21 protein-coding genes are annotated in these 22,068 nt (G+C 73.0%); 13 read left to right on the forward strand and 8 right to left on the reverse strand.

Annotated features, from left to right (window positions below):
* Positions 1-21: 21 nt before the first annotated feature.
* The gene (locus OO54_RS23995; protein ID WP_033206418.1) at positions 22-885 is read right to left on the reverse strand and encodes a 3-hydroxybutyryl-CoA dehydrogenase; all 864 of its coding nucleotides are present in this window, start codon (positions 883-885) and stop codon (positions 22-24) included.
* A 199-nt stretch (positions 886-1,084) separates the two neighbouring features.
* Between OO54_RS23995 and OO54_RS24000 the strand changes: the two genes are divergently transcribed.
* The gene (locus tag OO54_RS24000; RefSeq protein ID WP_033206420.1) at positions 1,085-2,347 is read left to right on the forward strand and encodes a glycoside hydrolase family 10-like protein; all 1,263 of its coding nucleotides are present in this window, start codon (positions 1,085-1,087) and stop codon (positions 2,345-2,347) included.
* Positions 2,348-2,351: 4 nt separating this feature from the next.
* Here the strand turns inward: OO54_RS24000 and OO54_RS24005 are convergent, their stop codons facing one another.
* Entirely contained in the window at positions 2,352-2,555 is a 204-nt protein-coding gene (locus OO54_RS24005; RefSeq protein WP_017241746.1) for a DUF1918 domain-containing protein, read from the reverse strand.
* Positions 2,556-2,719: 164 nt separating this feature from the next.
* The gene (locus OO54_RS24010; RefSeq protein WP_063738324.1) at positions 2,720-3,748 is read right to left on the reverse strand and encodes an EamA family transporter; all 1,029 of its coding nucleotides are present in this window, start codon (positions 3,746-3,748) and stop codon (positions 2,720-2,722) included.
* On the opposite strand from OO54_RS24010, the gene OO54_RS24015 reads away from it, so the two are divergent.
* The 5 genes from OO54_RS24015 to OO54_RS24035 all read left to right on the forward strand — a co-directional run bounded on the left by OO54_RS24015 (position 3,747) and on the right by OO54_RS24035 (position 8,447).
* On the forward strand, positions 3,747-5,183 hold the full coding sequence (locus OO54_RS24015) for an aminotransferase-like domain-containing protein (protein ID WP_078905319.1): 1,437 nt from the start codon (positions 3,747-3,749) through the stop codon (positions 5,181-5,183). The two genes, OO54_RS24010 and OO54_RS24015, sit on opposite strands and share 2 nt — an antisense overlap.
* Before the next feature lie 105 nt (positions 5,184-5,288).
* The gene (locus OO54_RS24020; RefSeq protein WP_078905320.1) at positions 5,289-5,750 is read left to right on the forward strand and encodes a GNAT family N-acetyltransferase; all 462 of its coding nucleotides are present in this window, start codon (positions 5,289-5,291) and stop codon (positions 5,748-5,750) included.
* Positions 5,751-5,819: 69 nt separating this feature from the next.
* The gene (locus OO54_RS24025) at positions 5,820-6,395 is read left to right on the forward strand and encodes a histidine phosphatase family protein (protein ID WP_026058682.1); all 576 of its coding nucleotides are present in this window, start codon (positions 5,820-5,822) and stop codon (positions 6,393-6,395) included.
* A 124-nt stretch (positions 6,396-6,519) separates the two neighbouring features.
* Positions 6,520-7,689 carry a methyltransferase gene (locus OO54_RS24030; RefSeq protein WP_033206424.1) on the forward strand — a complete coding sequence of 390 codons (1,170 nt, stop codon included), beginning with the start codon at positions 6,520-6,522 and terminating at the stop codon, positions 7,687-7,689.
* A gap of 62 nt (positions 7,690-7,751) precedes the next feature.
* Positions 7,752-8,447 (forward strand): VOC family protein, encoded by a 696-nt coding sequence (locus OO54_RS24035; RefSeq protein WP_033206426.1) that lies wholly within the window; start codon positions 7,752-7,754, stop codon positions 8,445-8,447.
* Between the two features lie 10 nt (positions 8,448-8,457).
* Here the strand turns inward: OO54_RS24035 and OO54_RS24040 are convergent, their stop codons facing one another.
* The 3 genes from OO54_RS24040 to argG form a co-directional block, all read right to left on the reverse strand.
* Positions 8,458-8,862, reverse strand: coding sequence for a VOC family protein (locus tag OO54_RS24040; RefSeq protein ID WP_033206428.1), 405 nt, complete (start codon positions 8,860-8,862; stop codon positions 8,458-8,460).
* A 155-nt stretch (positions 8,863-9,017) separates the two neighbouring features.
* The gene (locus OO54_RS24045; protein WP_033206431.1) at positions 9,018-9,947 is read right to left on the reverse strand and encodes a sigma factor-like helix-turn-helix DNA-binding protein; all 930 of its coding nucleotides are present in this window, start codon (positions 9,945-9,947) and stop codon (positions 9,018-9,020) included.
* A gap of 153 nt (positions 9,948-10,100) precedes the next feature.
* Positions 10,101-11,546, reverse strand: a complete 1,446-nt coding sequence (argG, locus tag OO54_RS24050; protein ID WP_026058683.1) for an argininosuccinate synthase — start codon at positions 11,544-11,546, stop codon at positions 10,101-10,103.
* Between the two features lie 283 nt (positions 11,547-11,829).
* Here argG and OO54_RS24055 point away from each other — a divergent pair, with 283 nt between their 5' ends.
* From OO54_RS24055 to OO54_RS24080, 6 genes are all read left to right on the forward strand, one after another.
* The gene (locus OO54_RS24055) at positions 11,830-13,329 is read left to right on the forward strand and encodes an FAD-dependent monooxygenase (protein ID WP_033206433.1); all 1,500 of its coding nucleotides are present in this window, start codon (positions 11,830-11,832) and stop codon (positions 13,327-13,329) included.
* A gap of 119 nt (positions 13,330-13,448) precedes the next feature.
* A complete protein-coding gene (argC, locus tag OO54_RS24060; RefSeq protein ID WP_033206436.1) occupies positions 13,449-14,477 on the forward strand; it encodes an N-acetyl-gamma-glutamyl-phosphate reductase in 1,029 nt (342 codons plus the stop codon).
* Positions 14,474-15,640 carry a bifunctional glutamate N-acetyltransferase/amino-acid acetyltransferase ArgJ gene (argJ, locus tag OO54_RS24065; RefSeq protein WP_017241757.1) on the forward strand — a complete coding sequence of 389 codons (1,167 nt, stop codon included), beginning with the start codon at positions 14,474-14,476 and terminating at the stop codon, positions 15,638-15,640. Before argC ends, argJ begins: the two co-directional genes overlap by 4 nt.
* Positions 15,637-16,542, forward strand: coding sequence for an acetylglutamate kinase (argB, locus tag OO54_RS24070; RefSeq protein WP_033206438.1), 906 nt, complete (start codon positions 15,637-15,639; stop codon positions 16,540-16,542). The genes argJ and argB overlap by 4 nt, the downstream gene beginning before the upstream one ends.
* On the forward strand, positions 16,539-17,738 hold the full coding sequence (locus OO54_RS24075) for an acetylornithine transaminase (protein WP_033206440.1): 1,200 nt from the start codon (positions 16,539-16,541) through the stop codon (positions 17,736-17,738). The genes argB and OO54_RS24075 overlap by 4 nt, the downstream gene beginning before the upstream one ends.
* Before the next feature lie 7 nt (positions 17,739-17,745).
* Positions 17,746-18,276 carry an arginine repressor gene (locus OO54_RS24080; protein ID WP_033206443.1) on the forward strand — a complete coding sequence of 177 codons (531 nt, stop codon included), beginning with the start codon at positions 17,746-17,748 and terminating at the stop codon, positions 18,274-18,276.
* A 104-nt stretch (positions 18,277-18,380) separates the two neighbouring features.
* On the opposite strand, the gene OO54_RS24085 is transcribed toward OO54_RS24080, so the two are convergent.
* A complete protein-coding gene (locus OO54_RS24085; protein WP_051787144.1) occupies positions 18,381-19,652 on the reverse strand; it encodes a HEAT repeat domain-containing protein in 1,272 nt (423 codons plus the stop codon).
* Between the two features lie 231 nt (positions 19,653-19,883).
* Here OO54_RS24085 and argH point away from each other — a divergent pair, with 231 nt between their 5' ends.
* Entirely contained in the window at positions 19,884-21,314 is a 1,431-nt protein-coding gene (gene argH / locus OO54_RS24090; protein ID WP_017241760.1) for an argininosuccinate lyase, read from the forward strand.
* Between the two features lie 182 nt (positions 21,315-21,496).
* Here argH and OO54_RS24095 read toward each other — a convergent pair whose 3' ends face one another.
* Entirely contained in the window at positions 21,497-22,063 is a 567-nt protein-coding gene (locus OO54_RS24095; RefSeq protein WP_200146623.1) for a GNAT family N-acetyltransferase, read from the reverse strand.
* Between the last annotated feature and the right edge of the window lie 5 nt (positions 22,064-22,068).

Below are 22,068 nucleotides of genomic sequence, written 5' to 3' on the forward strand. Positions count from 1 at the left end.
GTCCGGTGTTCGGGGGAGCGGTCAGGCGGAGTACGGGTAGAAGCCCGAGCCCGTCTTCCGGCCGAGCCGGCCCGCGTCCACCATGCGCTGGAGCAGCGGGGGAGCGGCGTACAGCGGCTCCTTGAACTCGGAGTACATGGAGTCGGCGATCGACGCGATCGTGTCCAGGCCGATCAGGTCGGACAGCTTCAGCGGGCCCATCGGGTGGGCGCAGCCGAACTCCATGCCGTTGTCGATGTCCTCGCGGCTCGCGATGCCCGACTCGAACATGCGGATCGCGGAGAGCAGGTACGGAACGAGGAGCGCGTTGACCACGAAGCCCGATCGGTCCTGCGCGCGGATCGCGTGCTTGCCGAGCGCCTTCTCCGCGAAGGCCTGGGCGCGGCTGATCGTGCCCTCGGAGGTGGTGAGGGCCGGGATCAGCTCGACGAGCTTCTGCACCGGGGCCGGGTTGAAGAAGTGGATGCCGATGACCTGGTCGGGGCGGGAGGTCGCCACGGCCAGCTTCACCAGCGGGATGGAGGAGGTGTTCGAGGCCAGGATGGCGTCCGGCCGGGTCATCACCTGGTCGAGAACCTGGAAGATCTCGGTCTTGACCTGCTCGTTCTCGACGACCGCCTCGATGACGAGGTCGCGGTCGGCGAACTCGCCCAGGTCGGTGGTGAAGCTGAGACGGGCGAGCGTCGCGTCCCGCTCCTCCTCGCTGATCTTGCCGCGTTCGGCGGCCTTGTTCAGCGAGTTGTAGAGCCGGGTGCGGCCGATCTCCAGCGCCTCGCCGGTGGTCTCGGCGACCTTCACCTCGAGCCCGCTCCGGGCACACACCTCTGCGATGCCTGCGCCCATCTGGCCGCAGCCCACCACTCCGACGCGCTCAATGTCGGCCATGGAGTCCGTCACCTCGTGCCTTTCGCTCTTCTCCGGCGGCGGGGGCCCGTGTGATTCCGGGTGCGTCCGCCTCTACCCCCACGACGTTACCGCTCATTAACCGATGATCGATCGTCCGGGGCGGGCATGCTGTCCGGGTGCGTGTGACGTATCCGACAGAGGAGGGGTACAAGTGCCGCCTATCGGCAGAAGAGGGTTCGTGGCCGGCGCCACCGGGACCGCGCTCGCCGTGACGGGAACGACAGGGGCGACGCCGACCGCGGCGTCCTCGGCGGCCGCCGAGCACGAGACGGCCGGCTCCGCGTCGCCGGAGCGGCGGAGACCGCACCGCCGCCGGGAGTTCCGCGGCATGTGGGTGGCGACGGTCGCCAACCGCGACTGGCCCTCGCGTGCCGGGCTGACCGCCGAGGCGCAGCGCGCGGAACTCCTCGCGCACCTCGACACGGCCGTCGCGCGCCGCCTCAACACCGTCGTGCTCCAGGTCAGACCGACCGCCGACGCGCTGTGGCCCTCGCCGTACGAGCCGTGGGCGCAGTGCCTCACCGGTACGCAGGGTCGCGATCCCGGCTGGGACCCGCTGGGCACGGCCGTCGCCGGGGCCCACGCGCGGGGCCTCGAACTGCACGCCTGGTTCAACCCGTACCGGGTGGCGAACCACACCGACCCCGCCCGGCTCGTCGCGGACCACCCGGCCCGGCTCCACCCGGAGTGGGTGCTGCCGTACGGCGGGAAGCTGTACTACAACCCGGGCCTGCCCGAAGTGAGGGACTTCGTCCAGGACGCGATGCTGGACGCGGTCCGCCGGTACGACATCGACGCCGTGCACTGGGACGACTACTTCTACCCGTACCCGGTGGCCGGGCAGGTCTTCGCCGACGACGACGCGTACGCGCGCCATGGCGGCGACTTCCCCGACAAGGCCTCCTGGCGGCGGAACAACATCGACCTGCTGGTCTCCGGGATGTCCGCCCGGATCAAGGACCTCAAGAGGCACGTGGCCTTCGGGATCAGTCCCTTCGGGGTCTGGCGGAACGCCGCCACGGACCCGGAGGGCTCGGACACCCGGGCCGGCGTCCAGACGTACGACGACCTGTACGCCGACACCCGCAAATGGGTCCGGGAGGGCTGGCTCGACCACGTGGTGCCGCAGCTCTACTGGAACATCGGCCTGCCCGCCGCCGACTACGCCAAGCTGCTGCCCTGGTGGGACGCGGTGGTACGCGGGACCGGCGTCGGTCTGTACATCGGCGAGGCGCTGTACAAGGCGGGCGACCCGGCCCAGCCCGCCGCGTGGCAGGACCCGGAGGAGCTGTCACGTCACCTCGCGCTCGCCGCCACCTACCCGCAGGTCGGCGGGCACTGCTTCTTCGCGGCGAAGGAGGTCACGACGGACCGGATCGGGGCGATGGCCGCCGTGGTGGCCGATCACTACCCGACCAGGGTCCGTCCGCCGAAGGCGTGAGGGCTCAGCGGGCCCCTTCCTCCGGGTGATGACGTACGACGGTGTCGGGGCCCGGCGACATCAGGGCCTCGTGCCCGTCGTCGTCGAACTTCACTCGGTACGGGGGAGTGCCGTTCTCCCCCAGTACCTGAAGGACCTCGGCCGTACGGTCGTGGTGACCGACGGTCCGACCGTGCACCAGCAGTTTGTCGCCCACACTCGCCTGCATCGGGGTGACCTCCTCGCGACCGGGCTTGACCTGGTTGGGCCGTATATCTGACATTGTGGCCCGCTTCACCCTGATGCGTCATGTGGGCTCCTCGCGGTCCGCCGTCCTTCGTGCCGTGCCGGCCCCTCGTGACGCGCCACGCGAGCCCCGCCCGACGCTTCGGGTCAGCTCTTCGCCCGCTGGGTCACCGCGATGCAGACGAGGACGGCCACCGCGGCGAGCGGGGCGGCCAGCGGCAGCGTCTCGCCGAGCAGGAAGACCGACCAGAACAGGGTGAGGAGCGGCTGCGCGAGCTGGAGCTGGCTGGCCTTCGGGATGCCGATCGACGCCATGCCCCGGTACCAGACGTAGAGACCGAAGAACGTGGAGCCGGCGGCCACCCACACGAGGCCGATGACGCCGTGGGCGGTCAGGCGGACCGGCTCGACGGCCAGCGCGACGGCGGCGGCCGGCACCATCAGCGGCAGGCAGAGGACCAGGGCCCAGCCGATGACCTGCCAGCCCGGCATCAGCCGCGCGAGCCGCCCGCCCTCGGTGTAGCCGGCCGCGCACACGAGGAGCGCGCCGAACAGGTACAGGTCGCCGCGGGACACGGCCCCGCCGCTCTGCTGGAGCGTGAACGCGATCACCACCACCGCGCCGGAGACGGCCGCGAACCAGAAGGTGCGGGACGGGCGCCGGCCCGTCCGCAGCGCGGCGAAGGTCGCCGTGGTGAGCGGCAGCAGGCCCACCACGACGGCGGCGTGCGAGGTGGTCGAGGTCTGCAGGGCCAGGGTCGTCAGGAGCGGGAAGCCGACGACGACACCGCCGGCGACCACCGCGAGACCCGCCCAGTGGCGCCGCTCCGGCACCGGGACCCGGCCGCCGAGGAGGAACGCGCCCGCGATGAGGGCGGCGAGCGTGGAGCGCACGGCCACCAGGGACCAGGGGCCGAAGCTCTCCAGGCCCCACACGGTCGACGGGAAGGTGAGCGAGAACGACACCACGCCGAGGGCGGCGAGCAGGGTGCCGCGGCCGACCGGATCGGTGGCGAGGGCAGGGGCTGAGGCCGTCGGGCCGGGCGCCGCCGGGCCCGTCGGGGTGTTCGGTCCGGCGGGTCCCTGACCGGTCGCGGCCGGCGGTCCGGTGACGGTCTGCTCGGTGGCGGAGACCGCTATCGTCGAGGTGGCAGTAGCGCTATCCTGTGTTCTCATGCATGAGCGTAGCAGTGTGGCGGAACTGGCGGCATCCCTGCGGGCGGAGCTGAACCGCTACTCACCAGGTGGAAAACTGCCATCGAGTCGTGCCCTCGTCGAGCGCTACCGGGTCTCGCCGGTGACCGTCACCCGCGCCCTCGCCCAGCTCGCCTCCGAAGGCCTCGTGGTCACCCGCCCCGGCGCCGGAGCCTTCCGCGCCGAACCCCGTACCCCCACGCCCGTCACCGGCGACACCTCCTGGCAGGAGGTCACCCTCAGCGCGGACACCGCCACCGAACTCGTGCCCCGGGCCGTGGACGCCTCCGGAGTCCTCGTCACGCTCTCCGCTCCGCCGCCCGGCGTGATCGAGTTCAACGGCGGCTACCTCCATCCCTCCCTCCAACCGCAGCAGGCCCTCGCCGCCGCCCTCGCCCGCGCCGGACGACGCCCCGGCGCCTGGGGCCGACCGCCCACCGACGGCCTGCCCGAACTGCGTGAGTGGTTCGCCCGCGAGATCGGCGGCAGCGTCACGGCCGCCGAGATCCTCATCACCGCCGGCGGCCAGTCCGCCATCACCACCGCCCTGCGCGCCCTCGCCCCGCCCGGCACCCCCGTCCTCGTCGAGTCGCCCACCTACCCCGGGATGCTCGCCGTCGCCCGCGCCGCCGGGCTCCGCCCCGTCCCCGTGCCCGCCGACGCCGACGGCGTCCGCCCCGAACTCCTCGAAGCCGCCTTCCGCGCCACCGGCGCCCGGGTGTTCGTCTGTCAGCCGCTCTTCCAGAACCCGACCGGCGCCGTCCTGGGGCCCGAACGCCGCCGGGAGGTCGTCCGGATCGCCCGCGCCGCCGGAGCCTTCGTCGTCGAGGACGACTTCGCCCGCCGGCTCGTCCACGAGGACGCGCCGCCCCTGCCCGCCCCGCTCGCCGCCGACGACCCCGACGGCGTCGTCGTCCACGTCTGCTCGCTCACCAAGGCCACCTCGCCCAGCCTGCGCGTCGGCGCCCTGGCCGCCCGCGGACCCGTCCTGGAGCGCCTGCGCGCCATCCAGGTCGTCGACAGCTTCTTCGTGCCACGGCCCCTCCAGGAGGCCGCCCTCGAACTCGTCGGGGCACCCGCCTGGCACCGCCATCTGCGCGCCGTCTCCCAGGAGCTCAGGAACCGCCGCACGGTGATGACCGGCGCGGTCGCCCAGGACCTGCCCGGCCTGGCCCTGCCCCACGTCCCCTACGGCGGCTACCACCTCTGGCTCCGCCTCCCCGACACCCTCCCCGAGGCCTCCCTCCTCGCCGCCGCGCTACGGGCCGGCGTCGCCGCCGCCCCCGGCCGCCCGTACTTCTGCGCCGAACCCCCCGCCGGGCACATCCGGCTGAGTTTCGCGGGTGTCGCGGGCCCCACCGAGATCGCGGAAGGGGTGCGCCGCCTGCGGACGGCCGTCGACGAGCTCACCGCGTGAGCACCAGGGGCCCGGCCGGGGCGGGTGACCCGGCCGGACCCCGAACGGCGCCGGCCCCGGGCAAATTCGCCTGACAATCCCCGTCCCTGCTGGAAGCCTTCGGCCATGAACGACAGCGCGCTCCCCGCCGCCCCCTCCGAGTCCGTCATGCACGGGGCGTACGAGATCTCAGCCGACCCCGCGCGGATCGACGCCGCCCTCGTCCACCAATGGCTCTCCACGGACTCCTACTGGGCCATGGGCCGACCTCGGCAGAAGCAGGACAGCGCCATCGCGGGCTCGCTCAACCTCGGGGCCTACCACCGCGAGACCGGCGAGATGAGCGCCTACGCGCGCGTCGTCACCGACTACGCCACCTTCGCCTGGCTCTGCGACGTCTACGTCGACCGCCCGGCCCGCGGCACCGGACTCGGCACCGCGCTCGTCACCGCCGTCCGCGACCACCTCGCGCCCTTCGGGCTGCGTCGCATCCTGCTCGCCACCGCCGACGCGCACGGCGTGTACGAGAAGGTCGGTTTCACGCCACTGCAGAACCCGGACAAGTGGATGGCTCTCGGGCAGCAGTGAGCCGCACCCCCGTGGGCCCCGGGAATCAACCCCTTGACCTGCGGGGCCACCGGCCTCACGATCGCGGCCATGAGTCTTCGGGTGACGCTCGTCACGGCGGCACGCAGCTCCTCCCTGCTCGCCGAACGCTTCGACGACGACCGGCCGCTCGACGAGGCCGGCTGGTACGAGGTGCAGCAGGCCGCGCCCGCACTCATCCCGCTCGGCGCGGCCGAGCTGCGCTACTGCTCCCCGACCCCGCGCAGCCGCGCCACCGGCACCGCCCTCGGCTACGCGCCCCTCGCCCAGCCCGCGCTGCGCGACTGCGACATGGGCCGCTGGCGCGGCCTGACCCTCGCCGAGGTCGCCGCCCTCGAACCGGCCGCCGTCGACGCCTGGCTCACCGACGCCCGCACCGCCCCGCACGGCGGTGAACCCCTCCTGGCCTTCATCACCCGGATAGGGAACTGGCTCGACACCCGCCCCGCCGACGACGGCGCCATCGTGGCCGTCGCCGAGCCCTCCGTCGTACGGGCCGCCCTCGTGTACGCCCTGAAGGCGCCGCCCGCCACGTACTGGAACGTCGATGTCCGGCCCCTCTCCACCGTCACCCTCACCGGCCGCCCCGGCCTCTGGCACCTCCACCTCGACACCGCCCTGCGCTGAACACCCGACAGGCCTTTCGCCGAAGGTCCGACACGGCCCGTCTCCGGAACCCGACGCGGCCTTGCGCCGATCAGACGAGCATCCGGCGAGCCGAAAGCCCGCGACCGGCTAGCCTGAGGGCACGATGAACCGTTTGACCACGTCATGGGGCGCCTTCACGCTGACCCGCTTCCCCGAGGACCCGCGCGACCAGCTGCGCGCCTGGGACGCGTCCGACGAGTACCTCCTCGGCCACCTGGCCGAGGCCGGTGTCGACCTGTCCGGCACCGTCGCCGTCCTCGGCGACCGCTGGGGAGCCCTCGTCACCGCCTTGCAGGCCGCCGGTCCCGGCGAGCTCGTCCAGATCTCCGACTCGTACCTCGGGCGGCGGGCCACCCAGGCCAACCTCGCCCGCGCCGGGGCCGCGCCGGACGCGGTCCGGCTGCTCACCACGCAGGACCCGCCGCCCGAGCGGGTCGACGTCCTCCTCGTCCGCGTCCCCAAGAGCCTCGCGCTCCTGGAGGACCAGCTGCACCGGCTCCGGCCGGCCGTGCACGAGGGCACCGTCGTCGTCGGCACCGGCATGGTCAAGGACATCCACACGTCCACCCTCCGGCTCTTCGAGCGGATCCTCGGCCCCACCCGCACCTCGCTCGCGGTGAAGAAGGCCCGACTGATCCACACCACCCCCGACCCGGCCCTCGCGCCGAGCCGGAACCCCTGGCCGTACCGGTACGACCTTCCGGCCGACACCCCCGCGCCCGGCCTGCCCGGACTCACCGTCACCAACCACGCGGGCGTGTTCTGCGCCGACCGCCTCGACATCGGCACCCGCTTCCTCCTCGCGAACCTCCCCGGTGGTTTCGGCCCGGCCCGCGTCGCCGACCTCGGCTGCGGCAACGGGGTCGTCGGCCTCGCCGTCGCCCTCCACGAACCCCAGGCGGACCTGGTCTTCGCCGACGAGTCGTACCAGGCGGTCGCCTCGGCCGAGGAGAACTTCCGCACCCACGTGGGCGGTGGGCGCACCGCCGAGTTCCTCGTCGGCGACGGCCTCTCGGACCTGCCCGCCGGCTCCGTCGACCTGGTCCTCAACAACCCCCCGTTCCACAGCCACCAGGCCACCACCGACCGCACCGCCCGCCGCATGTTCACCGACGCGCGACGCGCCCTGCGACCCGGCGGCGAACTCTGGGTCGTCGGCAACCGCCACCTCGGCTACCACGTCACCCTCCGGCGCATCTTCGGCAACAGCGACCTCGTCGCCAGCGACCGCAAGTTCGTGGTCCTGCGCGCCGTCCGGGAGCGCACCCCCTAGGGGTGCGCCGAAGTCCCGAACGGCCGGAAGGAGTTGTCGGACCCACCCGCTACGTTGAGCGCATGAACCATGCGGAGAGCAAGGCGCGTCGGATGAGGCCGCAGCAGTTCCACGAGACCGTGGGGCTGGGGGACTGGCGTGTCGTGGGCGAGGGGGCGTGCGCGTACTTCCGTACCGGGTCGTTCGCGGTCGGCGCCCGGTTCGTGCAGGCGATCAGTGAGCTGCCGGGAGTCGGGGGCGACCACCCGGACGTCGACCTGAGACAGGACGGCGTGACCGTACGGCTGATCACGGTGACGGACGACTACTACGGGCTGACCGAACGACACGTCGAGCTGGCCCGGCAGATCTCGGCCGCGGCCCGCGCGCTGGGCGTACCGGCCGACCCGTCCGCCGTGCAGACCGTGCAGGTCACCGTGGACGCCCTCGCGGGTCCCCGCGTGGTGGCGTTCTGGCGTGCCCTGCTCGGCTACCAGGACCGCGCGAACAGTGGCGAGGACTTGATCGACCCTCGCCGCCGTGGGGCGCCGTTCTACTTCCAGCACATGGACGCACCGCGCCCGCAGCGCAACCGCGTCCACGTCGACGTGTGGGTGCCGTACGACCAGGCCGAAGCCCGGATCGCCGCGGCACTCGCGGCCGGCGGACGTCTCGTGAGCGACGCCGACGCGCCGTCGAACTGGGTGCTGGCCGACCCCGAGGGGAACGAGGCGTGCGTCGGCGTGGCCGGTCCGCCCGGGCCGGCCGACGCGGTATAGCCGGGCCCCGCTATCTGCCCCAGTCGCGGGAGCAGAGGACGAGCCGGTAGCCGTCCGGATCGACGACGGTGACGCCCCACTCGTCCCAGTACGGATTGTGCGCGGACACCCGGGTGCCACCGGCGGCGAGCAGCCGCTCCACCTGCGCGTCCTCGACGGGCGCGCCGAGGTAGACGACGAACAGGTCGTCGACCGTCGGGGCGGGCTCCAGCGGATTCCGGGGGTCACGGGTCAGCTCGAAGTGCCAGTTTCCGTCGGTGGGCCCCACCATCAGCAACTCGTGCTTCCCCGGCTCCGGTTCGGTGCTGCGCCACAGCACGTCGAGCCCGAGCCCGTCGACGTAGAACCGCTCGGCGGCGGCGAGGTCCCGCGAGGGGCGGGCGACCCGCACCCGGGTCTGTGCGTTGATCATCATGCGTCCAGGCTAGGGCCTGTCCGGCGGCGCCTCCCTTCCTCCGGGATCCCCCTGTACCGCCTCGGACTTGACCCTGACGCCGCGGTCGGGGTCCACGGCCCGGCCGACCTGCGCGAGCCGGACCCCGGCCCCTCCACCGGGCTCCCGGCGACCGCTCACCAGTCCGGGAAGGCCAGATCCAGCGCCCGGACCCGGTCCTCCCCGGCGGTCACGGCGAGGGTGGCGATCCGCTCCTGACGGAAGGTGAACATCAGCGCCGCGACCGGGCGGCCGTCGACGAAGGCGACCGCGCCGACCGCTCCGTCGACCAGCGCGGGCCGCGACACGTCGGCGAACCGCGCGAACGCCGCCGCCCCCTCGGCCACGGCCGGGGCGCCGTGCACCGGACCGCGATCCGAGTACGCCACGACGTCCGGATCGAGGACGGCCGCCAGCGCGCGGGGATCACGCGCGCGTGCCGCCGCCAGGAAGCGCTCCACCACCACCCGCTGCCGTCCCGGATCCTCCCCGCCCCGGACCGCTCCGACCCCCCGGACCCGCTCCCGCGCCCGCCGCGCCAGGCGCGTCACCTCCACCGTCGACCCCCCGGTGATCCGCGCCGTCTCCGACGCCGGCAGCCCGAACACGTCGTGCAGGACGTACGCGAGGCGCTCCTCGGCCCCCAACGACTCCAGTACGACGAGCAGCGCCGGCCAGACGGCCTCGACACCGGCCTCCGCCACGCCGTCACCGGCCTCCGCTGTGCCCCCGTCGGCCCCCGTCACGCCCCTGTCGGCCCGCACCCCGGCCCCGTCCTCGTCCACCTCTCCGGAGGGGCTCTCCGTTCCGGCCGCCCCGGCTGCCCGGTCGCGCCGTCGCCCGGCCGCCCGCTCCTGGAGGCCACGTACGCAGGTCCGGCCCACGAGCGCCGTAAGCCAGGCCCGTACCGTGGCCCCCTCGTCGCGGCCGAGTCCCGCCCGCGCGGCCGCGAGCATCTCCTCCGCCTCCACCGGGGAGCCCATCATGCGAAGGGCCACGCCCCGCAGCCGGCCCTCGTGGGCGTCGAAGCGGTCGGTCAGGGCCGTCAGAAACGTGTCCTCGTGCATGGCGCCTCACTCCTCCTCGGTTCCGTACCCCGTTGACGCGAGCGCCCGCCAGGATGTGACAGCGGCCGCCCACGGGTTCCGGCATGCGGAAGGGGCCGGCCCGACGCCACTGGCGTCGGGCCGGCCCCTTCGTGTGTCGGGAGTGCCGGTGGGTCAGTCCGTGCCGAACTCCATCGCGGCGCGGTCCAGCATCTCGTCGTCGTCGGAGACGTCGCCGCGGGAGGCGATGGCCTCGGCGCCGCCCTCGGGCATGGTCCCGATGAGGCCGGTGGCGGCCGCCTGGGCGGCGCCGATGGAGGGGCTGCCGGCGCCGATGAGGCCGAGGCCGGCGTACTGCTCCAGCTTGGCGCGGGAGTCGGCGATGTCGAGGTTGCGCATGGTGAGCTGGCCGATCCGGTCCACCGGGCCGAACGCCGAGTCCTCGGTGCGCTCCATGGAGAGCTTGTCCGGGTGGTAGCTGAACGCCGGGCCCGTGGTGTCGAGGATCGAGTAGTCCTCGCCGCGCCGCAGCCGCAGGGTCACCTCGCCGGTGACGGCCGCGCCGACCCAGCGCTGGAGCGACTCGCGGACCATGAGGGCCTGCGGGTCCAGCCAGCGGCCCTCGTACATGAGGCGGCCGAGACGCCGGCCCTCGTTGTGGTACTGGGCGAGGGTGTCCTCGTTGTGGATGGCGTTGACCAGGCGCTCGTAGGCGGCGTGCAGCAGCGCCATGCCGGGGGCCTCGTAGATGCCGCGGCTCTTGGCCTCGATGATCCGGTTCTCGATCTGGTCCGACATGCCCATGCCGTGGCGGCCGCCGATGGCGTTCGCCTCCATGACCAGGTCGACGGGGGAGGCGAACTCCTTGCCGTTGATGGTCACCGGGCGGCCCTGTTCGAAGCCGATGGTGACGTCCTCGGTCGCGATCTCGACCGACGGGTCCCAGAACTTCACGCCCATGATCGGGTCGACGGTCTCGACGCCCGTGTCCAGGTGCTCCAGGGTCTTGGCCTCGTGGGTGGCGCCCCAGATGTTGGCGTCGGTGGAGTACGCCTTCTCCGTGCTGTCGCGGTACGGCAGCTCGTGGGCGAGCAGCCACTCCGACATCTCCTTGCGGCCGCCGAGCTCGGTCACGAAGTCGGCGTCCAGCCAGGGCTTGTAGATCCGCAGGTGAGGGTTGGCGAGCAGACCGTAGCGGTAGAACCGCTCGATGTCGTTGCCCTTGAAGGTCGAGCCGTCGCCCCAGATCTGGACGTCGTCCTCGAGCATCGCCCGCACCAGGAGGGTGCCGGTGACGGCACGGCCGAGCGGCGTGGTGTTGAAGTAGGCGCGGCCGCCCGAACGGATGTGGAACGCCCCGCAGGTGAGTGCGGCAAGGCCCTCCTCGACCAGCGCCGCGCGGCAGTCGACCAGGCGCGCGATCTCGGCGCCGTAGGTCTTGGCGCGGCCGGGCACCGACGCGATGTCGGGCTCGTCGTACTGGCCGATGTCGGCGGTGTAGGTGCACGGGATGGCGCCCTTGTCGCGCATCCAAGCGACCGCGACCGAGGTGTCGAGGCCGCCGGAGAAGGCGATGCCGACGCGCTCGCCGGCGGGCAGGGAGGTGAGGACCTTGGACATAGGAAGAGTATGCATCATTCCGCATGGTCATGCAACGCCGGGTGCGTGACACCCCGGGGCGAGGGCCCCACCCGGACCTCGCCGACAAAACAGGAAAGGCAAGGAGTTCCACACCCCTTGCCACTCTCAAGGTATAGCGCAGGGGGGGGCTTGCGGCAAGGCCCCTGTGGTGCTTCAGAATGGGCGACCAAGCCCAGGACCTGCGGAAACGTACGGCCGCGCCGGATGCGTCGCGCGGCTGTCCCGGTGCCTGGACGATCTTCTCTTCGAACGGGGTTTCCGAATGATCGACGTGATCGTGGTGGGCGGCGGACCGACCGGCCTCATGCTGGCCTCCGAGCTGCGGCTCGCGGGAGTCGGCGTGGTCGTCCTCGAGAAGCTGACCGAGCCGACCTCGCAGTCCCGCGGGCAGGGGCTGCACGCGCGCAGCGTCGAGCTGATGGATCTGCGCGGCCTGCTCGACCGGTTCCTCGCGGTCAGCGAGAAGTTCCGGGTCGGCGGTCTCTTCGGAGGCATCGCCAAGCCGTGGCCCGACCACCCGGACCTGGTCCGCTCCTATGGCCTCGCCACCCCGCAGCCGGTCACCGAGCGGCTGCTCAACGAGCACGCCCTGGAGGTCGGTGTCGAGATCCTGCGCGGCCGGGAGGTGGTCGGGCTGAACCAGGACGGGGACGGGGTGACCGTCGAGCTCGCGGACGGCACGTCACTGCGCTCGCGCTACCTCGTCGGTTGCGACGGGGGCCGCAGCACGGTGCGCAAGCTGATCGGCGTCGCCTTCCCCGGAGAGCCCGCCAAGGTCGAGACGCTCCTCGGCGAGATGGAGCTGACGGCGGACGCGGAGACGGTCGCCGCCGTCGTCGAGGAGGTCCGCAAGACCCAGCTCCGGTTCGGCGTCGTCCCCATCGGGGACGGGGTGCACCGTGTGGTCGCGCCAGCCGACGGCGTGTCCGAGGACCGCACGACCGCGCCGACCCTCGAGGAGTTCAAGGAGCAGCTGCGGGCCGTCGCCGGCACCGACTTCGGCGCCCACTCGCCGCGCTGGCTCTCCCGGTTCGGCGACGCCACCCGGCAGGCCGAGCGCTACCGGGTCGGCCGGGTGCTCCTCGCCGGCGACGCCGCGCACATCCACCCCCCGACCGGCGGCCAGGGCCTCAACCTCGGCGTCCAGGACGCGTTCAACCTCGGCTGGAAGCTCGCCGCGACCGTCAACGGCTGGGCGCCCGAGGGCCTCCTCGACACGTACCACGCCGAACGTCACCCGGTGGGCGCCGCCGTCCTGGCCAACACCCGGGCCCAGATCACCCTCCTCGGGACCGACCCCGGCGCCACCGCGCTGCGCGAGCTCTTCTCCAGGCTGATGGACTTCGAGGAGGTGAACCGCTACGTCACCGGCCTCATCACCGCCGTCGACGTCCGCTACGACCTCGGCGAAGGCCCCGACCTCCTCGGCCGCCGCCTCCGTGACCTGCAACTGAAGGACGGCCGCCTCTTCGAGCTGCTGCGCACCGGCCGCGGCCTCCTGCTCGACCGCACCGGCCTGCTCTCCGTGGCAGGCTGGAGGGACCGCGTCGACCACGTCGTCGGCGCCGTCGAGGAGATCGGCGCCGGGGCGGACGCGGGCGGCACCGCGGAGGCCGCCGCCGGCCACGGGTTCGGCCCCGGCGACGAGCTCGACGCCCCCGCCCTGCTCCTGCGTCCCGACGGCCACGTGGCCTGGATCGGCGAGGACCAGCAGGACCTCACCCGCCATCTGAACCGATGGTTCGGCCCTGCCGAGGACTGAGCCCCGCCCCTTCCCGGTGCGCCCGTCGGCGGTCACGTGTGGCCGGCAGGTTGGCTGGATAGTCGTTGCATAAAACTGCGGGCGCACGTATAGTCATGCCATCCATGAGGAGGGTTTCCATGACGGTACGAGTAGCAGTGGCGGGCGCGAGCGGGTACGCGGGCGGAGAGCTGCTGCGTCTGCTCCTGGGGCACCCGCACGTCGAGATCGGGAACCTGACCGGCCACTCGAACGCGGGGCAGCGGCTCGGCGGCCTCCAGCCCCACCTGCTGCCGCTCGCGGACCGCGTGCTCGTGCCGACCACGGCCGAAGAGCTCGCCGGGCACGACGTCGTCTTCCTCGCGCTGCCGCACGGGCAGTCCGCCGCGGTCGCCGAGCAGCTCGGGCCTGACGTCCTCGTCATCGACATGGGGGCCGACTTCCGGCTCGTGGACCCGGCCGACTGGGAGACGTACTACGGCTCCCCGCACGCCGGGACCTGGCCCTACGGCCTCCCCGAGCTGCCGGGCGCCCGCGCCGCGCTGGAGGGGTCCAAGCGCGTCGCGGTGCCCGGCTGCTACCCCACCGCCGTCTCGCTCGCGCTCTTCCCGGCGTACGCGAACGACCTCGCCGAGCCGGAGGCCGTGATCGTCGCCGCCTCCGGCACCTCCGGAGCGGGCAAGGCCGTCAAGCCGCACCTGCTCGGCAGCGAGGTCATGGGCAGCATGTCCCCGTACGGGGTGGGCGGCGGCCACCGCCACACCCCCGAGATGATCCAGAACCTGAGCGGACCGGCGGGGGAGCGCGTCACCGTCTCCTTCACGCCGACGCTGGCCCCGATGCCCCGCGGCATCCTCGCCACCTGCACCGCCGCCGCGAAGCCGGGCGTGACCGCCGAGGCCGTGCGGGCCGCCTACGAGAAGGCCTTCGCGGACGAGCCCTTCGTCCACCTGCTCCCCGAGGGACAGTGGCCGGCCACGGCGTCCGTCTACGGTTCCAACGCCGTTCAGGTACAGGTCGCGTACGACGCGGCCGCAAACCGGATCATCGCCATCAGTGCCATCGACAATCTCACCAAGGGCACCGCAGGCGGTGCGGTGCAGAGCATGAACATCGCCCTCGGGCTGCCCGAGGCCACCGGACTTTCCACGATTGGAGTCGCTCCGTGAGCGTCACCGCAGCGAAGGGATTCACGGCGGCGGGCATCGCCGCCGGGATCAAGTCGAACGGCAACCCGGACCTGGCCCTCGTGGTCAACACCGGGCCCCGCCGCGCCGCCGCGGGTGTCTTCACCTCCAACCGCGTCAAGGCAGCCCCCGTCGTCTGGTCCCAGCAGGTCCTCGCCGACGGCGAGCTGACCGCGGTGGTCCTCAACTCCGGCGGCGCCAACGCCTGCACCGGCCCCCAGGGCTTCCAGGACACCCACGCCACCGCCGAGAAGGTGGCCGAGGTCCTGAGCAAGCAGGGCACGGACGTCGGCGCCGGAGAGGTCGCCGTGGCCTCCACCGGCCTCATCGGCGTCCTGCTCCCCATGGACAAGCTCCTCCCCGGCGTGGAGCAGGCCGCGGCCGAACTCTCCGTGCACGGCGGCGAGAAGGCCGCCATCGCCATCAAGACCACCGACACCGTCCACAAGACCTCCGTGGTCACGAAGGACGGCTGGACGGTCGGCGGCATGGCCAAGGGCGCGGGCATGCTCGCCCCGGGCCTCGCGACCATGCTCGTCGTCCTCACCACGGACGCCGACGTCGACGCGGCCGGCCTGGACGGCGCCCTGCGGGGCGCCACCCGCGTCACCTTCGACCGGGTCGACTCCGACGGCTGCATGTCCACCAACGACACCGTCCTGCTCCTGGCCTCCGGCGCCTCCGGCACCACCCCCGCGCCGGACGAGTTCACCGAGGCCGTACGGGACGTCTGCGACGACCTCGCCCGCCAGCTCATCGGCGACGCCGAGGGCGCGAGCAAGGACATCCGCATCGAGGTGATCAACGCCGCGACCGAGGACGACGCCGTCGAGGTGGGCCGGTCCATCGCCCGGAACAACCTCCTCAAGTGCGCCATCCACGGCGAGGACCCCAACTGGGGCCGGGTGCTCTCCGCCATCGGCACGACGGCGGCCGCCTTCGAACCCGACCGGCTCAACGTCGCCATCAACGGCGTCTGGGTCTGCAGGAACGGCTCCGTCGGCGAGGACCGGGAGCTCGTCGACATGCGCTTCCGGGAGGTCACCATCACCGCCGACCTGGCCGCCGGCTCCGAGTCCGCCGTCATCTGGGCGAACGACCTGACCGCCGACTACGTCCACGAGAACAGCGCGTACTCGTCATGAGCAACACCGCGCGGAAGCACACCGCCCTCCCCAAGGCCCAGATCCTCATCGAGGCCCTGCCGTGGCTGACCCGCCACCACGGCAAGACCGTCGTCATCAAGTTCGGCGGCAACGCCATGATCGACGACGACCTCAAGGCCGCCTTCGCCCAGGACGTCGTGTTCCTGCGCCACGCCGGCCTCAAGCCGGTCGTGGTGCACGGCGGCGGCCCCCAGATCAGCGCGGCCCTCGACCGGCACGGCATCGTCAGCGAGTTCAAGGCGGGCCTGCGGGTCACCACCGAGGACGCCATGGACGTCGTACGGATGGTGCTGGCCGGCCAGGTCCAGCGCGAGCTCGTCGGGCTGCTCAACCAGCACGGCCCGCTCGCCGTCGGCCTCACCGGCGAGGACGCCCACACGATCACCGCCACCAAGCACCAGCCGCTCATCGAAGGCGAACGGATCGACATCGGCCGGGTCGGCGAGATCACCGCCATCGACACCGGCGCCATCGAGGCGCTCCTGGAGGACGGCCGGATCCCGGTCATCTCCTCCATCGCCCGCTCCGAGGACGACGGACATGTCTACAACGTCAATGCTGATACGGCGGCTGCGGCACTCGCTGCGGCGCTGGGCGCCGAGACCCTGATGGTCCTGACCGACGTCGAGGGCCTCTACGAGGACTGGCCGAACAGCGACGAGGTCATCAGCCGGCTCACCGCGAGCCAGCTGGAGAAGCTGCTGCCCGACCTCTCCAGCGGCATGGTCCCCAAGATGGAGGGCTGCCTGCACGCCGTACGGAACGGGGTCACCACGGCACGCGTCATCGACGGGCGCGTGCAGCACTCGATCCTGCTGGAGATCTTCACCGACGAGGGCATCGGCACGATGGTCGTGCCGGACGATCAGGGGGCGAAATGAGCGGCAACACGGAGCTGACCCAGCGGTGGCAGGGCGCTCTCATGAACAACTACGGCACGCCCCGGCTGCCGCTGGTCCGCGGCGAGGGCGCCAAGGTCTGGGACGCCGACGGCGCCGAGTACCTGGACTTCGTCGGCGGCATCGCCGTCAACGCGCTCGGCCACGGCCACCCGGCGGTCGTCGAGGCCGTCACCCGGCAGATCCAGAGCCTCGGCCACGTCTCCAACCTGTTCGTCGCCGCGCCGCCCGTCGAACTCGCCGAGCGGCTCCTGACGCTCTTCGGCAGGCCCGGCAAGGTCTTCTTCTGCAACTCGGGCGCCGAGGCCGTCGAAGGCGCGTTCAAGCTCGGCCGGCTCACCGGCCGCTCCCACATGGTCGCCACCCAGGGCGGTTTCCACGGCCGGACCATGGGAGCGCTCGCGCTCACCGGCCAGCCCGCCAAGCAGACGCCGTTCCTGCCGCTGCCCGGTGACGTCACCCACGTCCCGTACGGGGACGTCGAGGCGCTGCGGGCCGCGGTCACCGAGGACACCGCCCTCGTGATCATCGAGCCGATCCAGGGTGAGAACGGCGTCGTCGTCCCGCCGGCCGGATACCTCAAGGCCGCCCGGGAGATCACCCGCGCCACCGGCACCCTCCTCGTCCTCGACGAGGTCCAGACCGGCATCGGCCGGTGCGGCCACTGGTTCGAGTACCAGGCCCACGAGGGCGTCGAGCCGGATGTCGTGACCCTCGCCAAGGGCCTCGGCGGCGGCCTGCCGCTCGGCGCGACCGTCGCCTTCGGCGAGGCCGCGGAGCTCTTCGGGCCCGGCCACCACGGCACCACCTTCGGCGGGAACCCGGTCGCCTGCGCCGCCGGCCTCGCCGTCCTGGACACCCTCGGCGCGGACGCGGCACTCGACCACGTGAAGGCGGTCGGGGAGCGGTTGCGCCAGGGAATCGAGGGTCTGGGGCACCCGCTGGTCTCCCACGTCCGTGGTGCGGGCCTCCTGCTGGGTATCGTGCTCACCGAGCCCCTCGCACCGCAGGTGCAGCAGGCGGCTCAGGACGCCGGCCTCCTGGTGAACGCGCCCGCCCCCGATGTCGTACGGATCATGCCTTCGCTGCTCCTCACCGACGCCGAGGCGGATGCCTTCCTCCAGGCCCTGCCCGGAGTCCTCGACGTGGCGAACGGGCAAGGACGAAGCGGAGAATGAGACGACGATGACCGACGCGCAGGAGAACGAGCACGGAGGGCCGTCCGTTCCGCAGACGCGCACCGCACGCCACCGCAGGATCGTCGACATCCTCAACCGGCAGCCGGTGCGCTCGCAGAGCCAGCTCGCCAAGCTCCTCGCGGACGACGGGCTGAGCGTCACGCAGGCGACGCTCTCCCGGGACCTCGACGAGCTGGGCGCGGTGAAGATCCGCAACACCGGCGGCGAGTTGATCTACGCGGTACCCAGCGAGGGCGGTTTCCGCACCCCGCAGGCCCCGCTCGGCGAGTCCGCCAAGGAAGAGCGCATGCGGCGGCTCTCCGGCGAACTGCTGATCTCCGCCGAGGCCTCGGCGAACCTGGTGGTCCTGCGGACCCCGCCGGGGGCGGCCCAGTTCCTCGCGTCGGCCATCGACCAGGCCGAACTGCACGCCATCCTCGGCACGATCGCGGGTGACGACACCCTCCTGCTCATCAGCCGCGACCCGACGGGCGGTCAGGCGCTCGCCGACCACCTGCTGAAGCTGGCACAGAAGTAACCCGCGCGGCCCCGGGGCCCGGTACCGCGTGATCGCCGCCGGACGCCTCGCGTTCCGGCGGCGACGCGCGTCCGGACGCGGGCACGGCGCTGCCCGGTCACCCCTCACCTGTCGGCGCGGTGCCGGTCGCGCCCGAAGAGGGAGCGGATGCCCCGGAGGGTCAGACGCCCCCGCGTGCGGTGCTCCCGGTCCGGAGCCGCCTCAGGGTGCGGCTCCGTCCCGGGCTCCTGCGCCGCCTCCTCGTACGTGCCCTTCGGCGGAGGGAGGAGGGCGCCGGTGGGGAAGTGGTCCGCCCACGGGGCCAACGCCCTCGCGGCCTCGCGTACGACCCGCGGGGAGTCGTCGGCGAGCAGCGGCGCGAGCCGCTGGAACCGGACGGCGTCGAGCACGCGCAGCCCCGCCACGGCGCCGGCCCGCACTCGCGGCCGCGGGTGCCCGGTGAGGGCCCAGAGCGTCTCCGCGTCCGTGGCGCGGTGGCCGCACTCGGCGAGGCCGAGCGGGGCGTCGGAGGGCACCGCGTCACCGGCCGCGCAGGCGGCGCGGTAGAGGGGCGCGGGGTCGGTGCCCGCCTGCCGCAGGGCCCAGCGCGCGCAGGCGCGGACGAGCGCGGAGCGGTCGTACAGGAACGGCTCCGCCTCACCGGCCCGCCCGGCCCGGCGCAGCGCCGTGACGCCCGCCGCGCGCACGCGGCCGAGCCGGGAGGCCAGCAGGGGGCCGAGGACGGTCTCGTCGACGTGGTCGCCGGCCGCGGCGAGCGCCGCGCTCGCGCACAGGTCCTGGACGACCACGTCGTGATCGGCGGCGGCGATCGCCGCGAGCCGGGCGGGAGGGAGCAGGCCGCGCTCGGCGGCGATCCGGTGCGCGAGCCGCCGTACGGCGCGGTCCCCGCTGCCGAGCAGGACGTCCGTGTCGGCCGCGGACGCCTGCCGCACGCGCGCGGTCAGCAGCTCCCGGGCGTCGTCCCCGCGCAGCCGGTCGCCGGTGCGGAGCGCCACCGCCGTGAGGCGCCCGAGGGCCTCGGGCGGGAGCCCCGGGAGCTCCGCGCGCAGCACGGCGCGGGCCCGGACGCGTACCGGACCGGCCCAGTCGGCGCAGCGGATGACGACCAGGGGGAGCAGCTCGGGGGAGTGGCGCACGTGGGGGAGGGCGGCCTCCCTGGTCCGGCCGTCGGGGCCGCAGAGGGCGACGGCGAGTTCCGGGGCGGTGGGCCCCCGGTCCGCGGCGGCGGGGAACCAGGTGTGGACGGCCGGTATGCGGCGGCCCCATCGGAGGTCGGCCCGGATGCGCCGGTCGAGGTCCATCCATGCGTCCGGGTCGGAGCTGCGCAGGACCTGGGAGAGGCGGTCGGTGACGTCGTCGAGGGCGGTGGTCGGCATGGGGTGGAGCGTAGGTCCGGCGCGGCGGCGGCCGCCGCTGTTTATCGGATGTACGAGCTCCGGGACCGCGTTGACAAAACATACGGTGCATTGCATAGTTATGCCTACCGGAGGGGCGCGCGATCGCCGTCCGGCGCGACCCGGCGTGACCCGCACGCGTTGAACAGACAGTCTCCCCGTCCCAGGCCCGGGCGGGAGGCGGTCCACCCACTCTCCTGAGGAGCAGCAGCTGTGAGCAGCAACAACGGTGACGTCCGGCTCTGGGGCGGCCGGTTCGCCGACGGTCCCGCCGAGGCCCTCGCGAAGCTGTCCGCGTCGGTCCACTTCGACTGGCGTCTCGCGCCGTACGACATCGCCGGCTCCCGTGCCCACGCGCGCGTGCTGCACAAGGCCGGGCTGCTCACCGAGGACGAGCTGACCCGCATGCTCGCCGGTCTCGACCGGCTGGAGGCGGACGTCGCCGACGGCTCCTTCGTCGGCACCATCGCCGACGAGGACGTCCACACCGCCCTGGAACGGGGCCTCCTGGAGCGCCTCGGCCCGGACCTCGGCGGCAAGCTGCGCGCCGGCCGGTCCCGGAACGACCAGGTCGCCACCCTCTTCCGGATGTACCTGCGGGACCACGCCCGGATCATCGGCGGCCTCGTCGCCGAACTCCAGGACGCCCTGGTCGGCCTCGCCGAGGCGCACCCGGACGTCGCGATGCCCGGCCGTACGCACCTCCAGCACGCCCAGCCTGTGCTGTTCGCGCACCACGTCCTGGCCCACGTGCAGTCCCTGTCCCGGGACGCGGAGCGGCTGCGGCAGTGGGACACCCGGACCGCGGTCTCCCCGTACGGCTCCGGCGCCCTCGCGGGCTCCTCGCTCGGGCTCGACCCGGAGGCGGTCGCGAAGGACCTCGGCTTCGAGCGCGGTTCGGCCGGCAACTCGATCGACGGCACGGCCTCGCGGGACTTCGTCGCGGAGTTCGCCTTCATCACCGCGATGATCGGCATCAACCTCTCGCGGATCGCGGAGGAGATCATCATCTGGAACACGAAGGAGTTCTCCTTCGTGACCCTGCACGACGCCTTCTCCACCGGCTCGTCGATCATGCCGCAGAAGAAGAACCCGGACATCGCCGAGCTGGCCCGGGGCAAGTCCGGCCGCCTCATCGGCAACCTGTCGGGCCTCCTCGCCACCCTCAAGGCCCTGCCCCTCGCGTACAACCGCGACCTCCAGGAGGACAAGGAGCCGGTCTTCGACTCCTGCGACCAGCTGGAGGTCCTGCTCCCCGCCTTCACCGGCATGATGGCCACCCTCACGGTCAACCGCGAGCGCATGGAGGAGCTGGCCCCCGCCGGCTTCTCGCTCGCGACGGACATCGCGGAGTGGCTGGTCAAGCAGGGCGTCCCGTTCCGGGTGGCGCACGAGGTCGCCGGCGAGTGCGTCAAGGTCGCCGAGTCCGAGGGCAAGGAGCTCGACGAGCTCACGGACGACCAGTTCGTCAAGATCTCGGAGCACCTCACGCCCGAGGTCCGCACCGTCCTGAACGTCCCCGGCGCCCTCGCCTCCCGCGACGGTCGCGGCGGCACCGCCCCCTCCGCCGTCGCCGTCCAGCTCGTCGAGGTGAAGGCCGACCTGGTCATCCAGCACGCCTGGGCCACCGCCAAGCAGAAGTAGTCCCGTACGGAGGTTCCGCACGTCACCGAGCCGCCGCCCCTTCCGGGCGGCGGCTCGGTGCGTTCCGTTCCGGTCTGCGTGGCCGCAGGTGTCGAGGCGTTCGGACGTCGAGGTGCCCAGGTGTCCAGGTGTCCAGGTGTCCAGGTGTCCAGGTGCCCGTGCGTCCGGACGCACGGGCGTCCTCAGTCGCCCGTGCGCCGGACGTGCAGGTGGCCGTCTCGGGGGAAGGCCGGCGGCGTCGCCGGCAGCACGCGGTCGAAGGCGTAACCGCTCTTCGACGCGACCCGGCACGACGCCGGGTTGTCGACCTGGTGCAGCAGGTCGAGCCGCTCCAGGCCGTCGGGCCCGAAAGGCCCGAAGGCCCACTCCGTGAGCACCTCGAGCGCACGCGGGGCGACGCCCTTCCCACGCGCGTGCGCGGCGGTCCAGTAGCCCACCTCGGCCGCCGGGCCGCCGGGGGTGACCCCCTTGAGGACCGTGTTGCCCACCAGGGGTCCCTCCTCCCCGCCGGGTCCTTCCTCCAGGACCGCGAAGGCGAAGCGCTCCCCGCCGGCCCAGCCCGCCTGTTGGGTCTCCAGCCACCGTGCCCCGCCGGCCTCGTCGTCCACCCGGTGGCTCGTCCAGTGGCGCAGTACGGGATCCCGGCACGCCTCGATGAGCGAGGGGATGTCCCGCGCGGACCAAGGGCGGAGGACGAGGGCGGGGAGGGCCGGTGTCGCGGCGGCTCGCAGGGTGACGGAGGAGTTCATCGGCC

This window comes from Streptomyces wedmorensis, from assembly GCF_000716445.1.
Classification (GTDB): Bacteria; Actinomycetota; Actinomycetes; order Streptomycetales; family Streptomycetaceae; genus Streptomyces; species Streptomyces wedmorensis.

Bases quoted from the DNA above. Each gene is read 5' to 3' on its own strand.
- OO54_RS24040 (WP_033206428.1), bottom strand. From the start codon at position 8,862: ATGATGATCAACGCACAGACCCGGGTGCGGGTCGCCCGCCCCTCGCGG.
- OO54_RS24005 (WP_017241746.1), bottom strand. From the start codon at position 2,555: ATGCAGGCGAGTGTGGGCGACAAACTGCTGGTGCACGGTCGGACCGTC.
- OO54_RS24035 (WP_033206426.1), top strand. From the start codon at position 7,752: ATGAACCATGCGGAGAGCAAGGCGCGTCGGATGAGGCCGCAGCAGTTC.
- OO54_RS24080 (WP_033206443.1), top strand. From the start codon at position 17,746: ATGACCGACGCGCAGGAGAACGAGCACGGAGGGCCGTCCGTTCCGCAG.
- OO54_RS24085 (WP_051787144.1), bottom strand. From the start codon at position 19,652: ATGCCGACCACCGCCCTCGACGACGTCACCGACCGCCTCTCCCAGGTC.
- argG (WP_026058683.1), bottom strand. From the start codon at position 11,546: ATGTCCAAGGTCCTCACCTCCCTGCCCGCCGGCGAGCGCGTCGGCATC.
- OO54_RS24030 (WP_033206424.1), top strand. From the start codon at position 6,520: ATGAACCGTTTGACCACGTCATGGGGCGCCTTCACGCTGACCCGCTTC.
- OO54_RS24010 (WP_063738324.1), bottom strand. From the start codon at position 3,748: ATGAGAACACAGGATAGCGCTACTGCCACCTCGACGATAGCGGTCTCC.
- OO54_RS24020 (WP_078905320.1), top strand. From the start codon at position 5,289: ATGAACGACAGCGCGCTCCCCGCCGCCCCCTCCGAGTCCGTCATGCAC.
- OO54_RS24015 (WP_078905319.1), top strand. From the start codon at position 3,747: ATGCATGAGCGTAGCAGTGTGGCGGAACTGGCGGCATCCCTGCGGGCG.
- OO54_RS24095 (WP_200146623.1), bottom strand. From the start codon at position 22,063: ATGAACTCCTCCGTCACCCTGCGAGCCGCCGCGACACCGGCCCTCCCC.
- OO54_RS24045 (WP_033206431.1), bottom strand. From the start codon at position 9,947: ATGCACGAGGACACGTTTCTGACGGCCCTGACCGACCGCTTCGACGCC.
- OO54_RS24025 (WP_026058682.1), top strand. From the start codon at position 5,820: ATGAGTCTTCGGGTGACGCTCGTCACGGCGGCACGCAGCTCCTCCCTG.
- argB (WP_033206438.1), top strand. From the start codon at position 15,637: ATGAGCAACACCGCGCGGAAGCACACCGCCCTCCCCAAGGCCCAGATC.
- OO54_RS24075 (WP_033206440.1), top strand. From the start codon at position 16,539: ATGAGCGGCAACACGGAGCTGACCCAGCGGTGGCAGGGCGCTCTCATG.
- OO54_RS24055 (WP_033206433.1), top strand. From the start codon at position 11,830: ATGATCGACGTGATCGTGGTGGGCGGCGGACCGACCGGCCTCATGCTG.
- OO54_RS23995 (WP_033206418.1), bottom strand. From the start codon at position 885: ATGGCCGACATTGAGCGCGTCGGAGTGGTGGGCTGCGGCCAGATGGGC.
- argC (WP_033206436.1), top strand. From the start codon at position 13,449: ATGACGGTACGAGTAGCAGTGGCGGGCGCGAGCGGGTACGCGGGCGGA.